The organism is Albidovulum sp. (assembly GCF_049646345.1).
GTDB lineage: Bacteria > Pseudomonadota > Alphaproteobacteria > Rhodobacterales > Rhodobacteraceae > Albidovulum.
This window is the reverse complement of sequence record NZ_JBARVQ010000784.1, coordinates 1-7,116: the sequence shown is the minus strand read 5'-3', so window position 1 is coordinate 7,116 and position 7,116 is coordinate 1. Positions and strand designations below refer to the sequence as shown.

The following is a 7,116-nucleotide window of genomic DNA, read 5'->3' as shown; positions in this document are numbered from 1 at the left end:
GCCCGGCAACAACAACGGCGTGATCGAGTTGCAGAAGACCACCGGTTCGATGGTCGAGGGCGATGTCGGCATCGATTATTACGGCCATTGCGCGATCAAGTTCACCTCACCCGGCGGGGCCACCATCCTGTTCGATCCGTGGCGCGACGATCCGTCAGGTGCCTGGGGGCTCTGGTTCAAGAACGAATTCCCCGAAACGCCGGTCGATATCTGCATGTCGACCCATACCCATTTCGACCACGACGCCATCCACCGCCCGGTCTCTACCATGGTGCTGGACCGCATGGTCGGCAATTTCGAGTTCGCGGACATCAAGATCACCGGCTTTGCCGACAAACATGCCTGTGTCGCACCCGGCTGGTACAAATGGACCAATGCTTTGTCCGAATTCGGGGTGGATGCCTGCCCGCCCAACAATCCCAATCACATGGATATGGTCGTCTATCTGGTCGAGACAGGCGGCATCCGCACACTGATCTGGGGCGACAACCGGCACAACCCGGCAGATGAATTCTGGGACGCGATCGGGCAGGTCGACGTGCTGACCCTGCCCGTCGACGGCTCACAGCACATTCTGAGCTACGGTCAGGGCGATGACATCGTCTCGCGCCTCAATCCCAAAGTGGTCATTCCGACCCATTACCTGAACGAGACGACGAGCTACACGCTGACCACGCTTCAGGACGCCGACGAATGGGTAAAGTCACAGGCGAGCTACCAGATGCTCGACAGCGCCCGCCTGACGCTGAATGCCGGGGACGTCGCGGGCATGGAACGCGAGTTCATGTATTTCGGTCATAACGCACAAACGGCCTGACGACCCGGCCCGCTGATGCCTTCTGCCTGCATCCGGCCCCTGCTACGGGGCCGGATGGACTATTCCGGCCGCCTTGGCGCGCTGAGAAAGACCCTTAGATCGGCTCGATATCGCCCTCTGCCCTCTTGGCATGGAAGGCCTGCACGAAGGCGCCAAGCTCTCCGGCCGCGATCGCATCGCGCAGGCCGGACATCAGTTCCTGATAGTAATGCAGGTTGTGCCAGGTCAGCAGCATGCCCGAGATCATTTCCCCGGCCCGGAAGACATGGTGCAGATAGGCGCGGGAATAGCTACGGCAGGCCGGGCAGGAGCAGTCCTCGTCCAGGGGGCGCGGATCGTCCATATGCCGCGCGTTCTTGATATTGACCTGCCCGCGACGGGTCCAGGCCTGCCCTGTGCGGCCCGAGCGTGAGGGCAGCACGCAATCCATCATATCGATGCCGCGTTCCACCGCGCCGACAATATCGTCGGGCTTGCCGACCCCCATGAGGTAGCGCGGCTTGTCTTGCGGCAGAAAGCCCGGCGCGTAGTCAAGGACCGAGAACATCGCCTCCTGCCCCTCGCCCACGGCAAGGCCGCCCACCGCATAGCCATCAAAGCCGATGGCCTTCAGCGCCGCCGCACTTTCCTCGCGCAATTCCTGCGTCACACCGCCCTGCATGATGCCGAAAAGCGCATGGCCCGGCCGGTCGCCGAATGCCGCTTTCGACCGCTCGGCCCAACGCATCGAGAGCCGCATGCTCTCCGCCACGGCCTCATCTGTCGCCGGAAGCGCGGGGCATTCGTCGAAACACATCACGATGTCGGAACCCAGAAGCTTCTGGATCTCCATCGAGCGTTCGGGCGACAGCATGTGTTTTGAGCCGTCGATATGTGATGAAAAGCGCACCCCCTCCTCGGTCAGCTTTCTCAGCGCCGCAAGGCTCATCACCTGAAAGCCGCCGCTGTCAGTCAGGATCGGGCGGTCCCAGTTCATGAAGCGATGCAACCCGCCAAGCCGCGCGATACGCTCGGCCGTCGGGCGCAGCATCAGGTGATAGGTGTTGCCCAGAAGGATATCCGCCCCGGTGGCGCGGACACTTTCGGGCAGCATCGCCTTGACGGTGGCGGCCGTGCCGACGGGCATGAAGGCGGGCGTACGGATCTCGCCGCGCGGGGTCGCGATGGTGCCGGCCCGGGCCTTGCCGTCGGTGGCGTGAAGGGAGAATGAAAAACGCTCTGTCATGGCCGCGCCTCTTAGCCGAGCGGGCGACGGTTTGGAAGCCTGGCCGGCAGAGCGAGTGGCGTCCGGCAAAACAGTGACGCGTCCGGAAACGGGACATTGCGGACATCCGCGACGCCCCCTTCGCCCGGAATCAAGCCGAAGGCGCCGGGCGAGCGCCTGCCCGTCCCGCCGGGCTGGCGCTTTGGAGGCCGCGCGCTTCGCATGAGGACAGAGAGGCTTTGCCACCATAAACTGCCCCGAATGAAGGTCGCCGCGCCACCCCACGGGCAGGCACCCGCCCGGCTTGTGTTGCGCATGGGGCAAAGTCGCAGCGGGCTCGAAGCGGCCCTTGATCACCGCAAACACCCTGCACATCCGGCTTGACGCGAAACCATCAGATCTGCCGGGGCCCGTTGCCCCGCGTCGGGACTTTGTCGGGACGGATGCCATACGCGTGCCATACACCTGCCATACGCTTTGCAGACGCCCCGGACCGCCGATCCCCGGCTCTGGACCTCGGTGCGGAATTCCCTATATATTCGCTCAGGAACCAGAAGAGACTGACATGACAGCCGAGAACAAGGACCCGATCGAGGGCACCCCGCTCATCAAGCCCTCGACCACGGAGCACCCGCTTTACGACAGCGTCGTCGAGGCCTGCCGGTCCGTCTATGACCCTGAAATCCCGGTGAATATCTATGACCTTGGCCTGATCTACACGATCGATATCTCGTCCGAGAACGAGGTCAATGTCATCATGACTCTGACCGCTCCGGGCTGCCCCGTGGCAGGCGAGATGCCGGGCTGGGTGGTCGATGCGGTCGAGCCCTTGGACGGCGTGAAGCAGGTTGACGTCCAGATGACCTTCGAGCCGCAATGGGGCATGGACATGATGTCCGACGAGGCGCGGCTGGAACTGGGGTTCATGTAATCAAGTTTTTTGGCTTGATTTTATCTACATCAAGCCATATGACTTGATACTGTAAGATCAAGCCCAAGGCTCTGATATGAAAGCCACCAGCGCCGTCATCACCGGTGATCTCATCGCTTCAACCGAGGCCACGCCGGGCGCCATCGACCGCGCGATGGATGTGCTGTCGGCTGCGGCGCGCGACATTGCAACCTGGCTTATCTCCGATCACACGCAAGTCGGCGATACGCATTTTACCCGCTTTCGCGGCGATGGCTGGCAGATCTACGTCTCGGTGGCCCGTTTCGGTCTTCGCGCGGCATTGATCACATATGCCCGCCTTGCCGCCCATCCCGACCTTCCTGCGACGCGCATCGCCGTCGGCCAGGGCCCGGTCGATCATATTCCGGGGCCCGGTCTTTCGGATGCCCACGGTGCGGCCTTCGCTATTTCCGGGCGAGAACTTGCGCGATTTGATCGCAATACGCGCCTCAGGATTGCTGGCGAGCATAGCAAAAACAATCAGATAGAGCCGCTTCAGACCGCGTTCATAGGCCTGCTCGACGACCGGATATCGGACTGGACGCCGGAACAGGCCGAGGCGATGGCTCTGGTGCTGCCCCCCGAGGCGCCCGCTCAGAACGCCATCGCCGCGACGCTCGGGATATCACCACAGGCGCTGAGCTATCGGTTGACAGGCGCGAAATGGCCTGCGATCCGTCGCGTTCTGGATGCATGGGAAACACCCCGGAAACCACGCGAGGGGCACCAATGATCGAAACCTTTGCCGCGCTGCTTTTCGCCCATGTATTGGCCGATTTCGTGTTCCAGACCAACTGGATCGCCGAGAACAAGCTGCGCCCGCATGTGCTTTTACTGCATGGTGTGATCGTTCTGGTCACAGCTGCCGCCGCTACCGGCCGTATCGACGTCTGGCAGCTTGGTGTTCTGGCACTTGTGCATATTGCCATCGACTGGGCCAAGGGCAGCTTCGCGCCGGAGGGGCTGAAGGGTTTCGTCGCCGATCAGAGCGCGCATCTTCTTTCCATCGCCATTCTTGCCGTCTTTGTGCCTTCGCTGTTTGCGGGTGGCCTCTGGGCTGGCATCACCTTCCTGCCCGCGCTCATGACCCTTGCCGCCGGGGCAGTGCTTGTCACCCGTGCGGGTGGCTTTGCCATCGGCCTGCTGATGCAACCCTGGTCTCATGTGGAACTGCCCAAAGGGCTGATGAATGGCGGCAAGCTGATCGGCCTGCTGGAACGCGGGCTGATCTTTCTGCTGGTCCTTGTCGGCCAGCCCGTCGGCATCGGTTTTCTCATCGCCGCGAAATCGGTGCTGCGGTTCGAGACCACGTCGAACGACCAGCGCGCGGGCGAATACGTGATCATCGGCACCCTCGCCTCCTTTGGATGGGCGCTCCTGTTCTCATATGCCACGGTCTGGCTGATGGCCGCCCTGCCGCCACTATCGGTCACAGATATGTCGGGGTCACATTGACGTCCAACTGTCCTCGGTCGAATTCCGAACCTTGATCGTTCAGCCAGACCCGAAGCGCCTCAGTAGCTGCCATCGGCCAGGGCCACGCCGTCGATTGCAGCCCCGTTCTGATCGACCAGAGCAATACCATCGGCCAGAAGCGTCCCGGAACTGTCGATCGTGATCAATGGATCTGGTGCCGGGCGAACCGGAACCGGTGGCAGGGTCAGCATACAATCCGATGCCGACCAGCTTCCCCCCGACTTGGTGAAAACTGCCCCCAATGTCACAAATTCCCCGAGTGTCGGGCTGCCGGTGATCAGGGCCAGACTATGCTCGGTCCCGTCCGGGGCGACCGCGAACGCCTTCGGCTCGTGATAGAGCGTCATCAGGAAGGCGTCCGGCGCGAGCCAGCCAACAAAGCCAGCGCCCTGAATCACCCCCGAGCCGGGACGGAACCTGGCAATACTGCCGGGAGCGAGAGATCCCTCCGAGACAAGAAGGTCCGCGGCTGGCTGAAGAGACGGTGCATCCAGGGGCTGGCATCCGCTTTGCATGCTCGTGCCCACCGTATCGTCCGAGCCGGAGAATTCCTGCACAAGATCGCGATCATATACAAAGATCCAGTCATCGAATCCGCCGAAAAACTCTTCGCGGACCTGTGCGGCAAAGCGGGTGCCGGTTCCATCCCAGACGACCCTTCGCGCTTCGGAGTAACGATCCGGGAATGGCCGTGTACGCTGAAACACAAAGGCCTGACCCGGGGCAGAGACCGCCGCCACGGCAATCTCGGGCGTAGTGTCACCGGGCGCACCGCCATCGGGAAGAACCGGGATGACAAAGGCAAATTGCGGCTGTCCCTTGATCCGTGCAAGGCCGTCCAGAAGCGCCTCCCACAATTCGCAGCCGGACAGCAGAAGAAAGAGCGGCACGCAGACAATCAGCTTTTTCATAAATCACCTGTAAAACCGCCCAATATCTCCGTTATTCTACCATGCCACCGGGCTGCAATTCCAGTCCGGCCACTCAGCCTTGAGATTGCCGCCGCGAACACCTAGATTCGTCTGGAATACTGCGGAGACATACATGTTCGGCATTCCCGGCAAATCCCCTGTGACGCTCACCCCGCGTGCCGTCACCCAGATCACACGGCTGATGGCAAAGGACGGTGCCTTTGGGCTGAAGCTCGGCGTCAAGAAGGGCGGCTGCGCGGGCATGGAATATACGATGGAATTCGCGGCCGAGGCGGCCCCGCATGACGAGGTCGTCGAACAGGACGGCGCGCGTGTGATGATCGCGCCGATGGCGCAGATGTTCCTTTTCGGGACCGAGATCGACTATGAAACCTCGCTTCTGCAAGCCGGGTTCAAGTTCAACAACCCCAATGTGTCCGAGGCCTGCGGCTGCGGCGAATCGATCAAGTTCAAGGATGTGCCGGGCGCATGAGCGTCTCGGACGCCGATATCGCCTTCGCGCTGGAGCTGTTCGAGGGGCTCGGGCCGCTCACCACCCGTAAAATGATGGGCGGGCTTTGCCTTTACCGCGACGGCACGATCTTTGCGATCCTCAACCCGGATGGGTCCATCTGGCTGAAGGGCGCCGGACGCGCCGCCGCGCGGATGACCGAAGAAGGCTGGACCCGCTGGACCTATGCCCGCGAGGGCAAGAAGACCACCGCCATGCCCTATTGGCGCCTGCCCGACACCGCGCTTGACGATCCCGCCCTGGCCTGCGATCTGGCCAGGGACGCCCTGTCCCAGCTCTAGGAGGCCACATGCGCCGCAAGCTTGCCGCCGGAAACTGGAAGATGAACGGCACCGGCAAAAGCCTTTCTGAAATCGAGGCGCTGGCAGCCGCCCATCCTGCGCCTGGATGCGAGCTGCTGATCTGCCCGCCCGCAACGCTTCTGGCGCGTATGGCCGCGGCGAAACGGGGGGCGGTGATGGTCGGCGGTCAGGATTGCCACCAGACTGCCTCGGGCGCGCATACCGGCGACATTTCGGCCGCAATGCTGGCCGATGCGGGGGCGAGCCATGTCATCCTCGGCCATTCCGAACGCCGCGCCGATCACGATGAGGGCGATGCTCTTGTCCGCGCCAAGGCCGCAGCGGCCTATAGCAGCGCGCTGGTGGCGGTGATCTGCGTGGGTGAGACCGAGGCCGAACGCGATGCGGGCCAGACGCTGAAGGTCATCGGCAGCCAGCTTGCCGGTTCGGTGCCGGATGCAGCGACCGCGGCCAATACGGTCATCGCCTATGAACCGGTCTGGGCCATCGGCACCGGCCGCACCCCGACGCTTGAGCAAATCGCCGAAGTGCATGACTTCCTGCGCGCGGAACTGGCCAAACGCTTTGCCGATGCAGATGGCATGCGCCTGCTTTATGGCGGCTCGGTCAAACCCTCTAACGCGGCCGAAATATTTGCCGTCTCAAACGTCGACGGGGCGCTGGTCGGCGGCGCCAGCCTCAAGGCCGCCGATTTCGGCGCGATCATCCAGGCTCTCGGCGCCGCCTGACCATTTCCGACGCGGCATCTGTCGCTGCCGGGCGCGCCGCGCGCCGCCACTTCGTGACAGGTTTCCCGCCAGAAACCTCTGGCGGAGCGCGCGGCGTGACCATAGCGAACCTTGATCCCGCGCCGCATCACTCACCTCTGGTCGCCAATGCCGCCTGTATCGGATCGATGCTGGTCTGGGCCGTGGGCTTTCCC

Annotated in this window: 9 protein-coding genes; 7 read left to right on the top strand and 2 right to left on the bottom strand. The window is 62.8% G+C overall.

The genetic code is table 11. The features are described 5' to 3' along the window. A partial coding sequence (locus WBB85_RS20675) for an MBL fold metallo-hydrolase (RefSeq protein ID WP_432640471.1) occupies nucleotides 1-817 on the top strand: 817 nt, incomplete at its 5' end. A gap of 94 nt (nucleotides 818-911) precedes the next feature. On the opposite strand, the gene tgt is transcribed toward WBB85_RS20675, so the two are convergent. After that, nucleotides 912-2,042: a tRNA guanosine(34) transglycosylase Tgt gene (gene tgt, locus WBB85_RS20670; protein ID WP_432640470.1), complete on the bottom strand. Its 1,131-nt coding sequence runs from the start codon at nucleotides 2,040-2,042 to the stop codon at nucleotides 912-914. Between the two features lie 544 nt (nucleotides 2,043-2,586). On the opposite strand from tgt, the gene WBB85_RS20665 reads away from it, so the two are divergent. From WBB85_RS20665 to WBB85_RS20655, 3 genes are all read left to right on the top strand, one after another. Next, on the top strand, nucleotides 2,587-2,952 hold the full coding sequence (locus tag WBB85_RS20665) for an SUF system Fe-S cluster assembly protein (protein WP_432640469.1): 366 nt from the start codon (nucleotides 2,587-2,589) through the stop codon (nucleotides 2,950-2,952). Between the two features lie 76 nt (nucleotides 2,953-3,028). Next, nucleotides 3,029-3,706 (top strand): hypothetical protein, encoded by a 678-nt coding sequence (locus tag WBB85_RS20660; protein WP_432640468.1) that lies wholly within the window; start codon nucleotides 3,029-3,031, stop codon nucleotides 3,704-3,706. Further along, the gene (locus WBB85_RS20655) at nucleotides 3,703-4,428 is read left to right on the top strand and encodes a DUF3307 domain-containing protein (RefSeq protein ID WP_432640467.1); all 726 of its coding nucleotides are present in this window, start codon (nucleotides 3,703-3,705) and stop codon (nucleotides 4,426-4,428) included. The genes WBB85_RS20660 and WBB85_RS20655 overlap by 4 nt, the downstream gene beginning before the upstream one ends. 59 nt (nucleotides 4,429-4,487) lie before the next feature. On the opposite strand, the gene WBB85_RS20650 is transcribed toward WBB85_RS20655, so the two are convergent. Beyond that, a complete protein-coding gene (locus WBB85_RS20650) occupies nucleotides 4,488-5,360 on the bottom strand; it encodes a hypothetical protein (protein ID WP_432640466.1) in 873 nt (290 codons plus the stop codon). Nucleotides 5,361-5,493: 133 nt separating this feature from the next. Here WBB85_RS20650 and WBB85_RS20645 point away from each other — a divergent pair, with 133 nt between their 5' ends. Genes WBB85_RS20645 through tpiA form a run of 3 tightly spaced genes read left to right on the top strand, consistent with a single transcriptional unit; the run spans nucleotide 5,494 to nucleotide 6,922 of the window. Next, nucleotides 5,494-5,853 carry a HesB/IscA family protein gene (locus tag WBB85_RS20645; protein WP_432640465.1) on the top strand — a complete coding sequence of 120 codons (360 nt, stop codon included), beginning with the start codon at nucleotides 5,494-5,496 and terminating at the stop codon, nucleotides 5,851-5,853. Beyond that, complete coding sequence (locus WBB85_RS20640) at nucleotides 5,850-6,173, top strand: TfoX/Sxy family protein (protein WP_432640464.1); 324 nt, start codon at nucleotides 5,850-5,852, stop codon at nucleotides 6,171-6,173. Before WBB85_RS20645 ends, WBB85_RS20640 begins: the two co-directional genes overlap by 4 nt. 8 nt (nucleotides 6,174-6,181) lie before the next feature. Next, a complete protein-coding gene (gene tpiA, locus WBB85_RS20635) occupies nucleotides 6,182-6,922 on the top strand; it encodes a triose-phosphate isomerase (RefSeq protein WP_432640463.1) in 741 nt (246 codons plus the stop codon). Nucleotides 6,923-7,116: the final 194 nt, after the last annotated feature.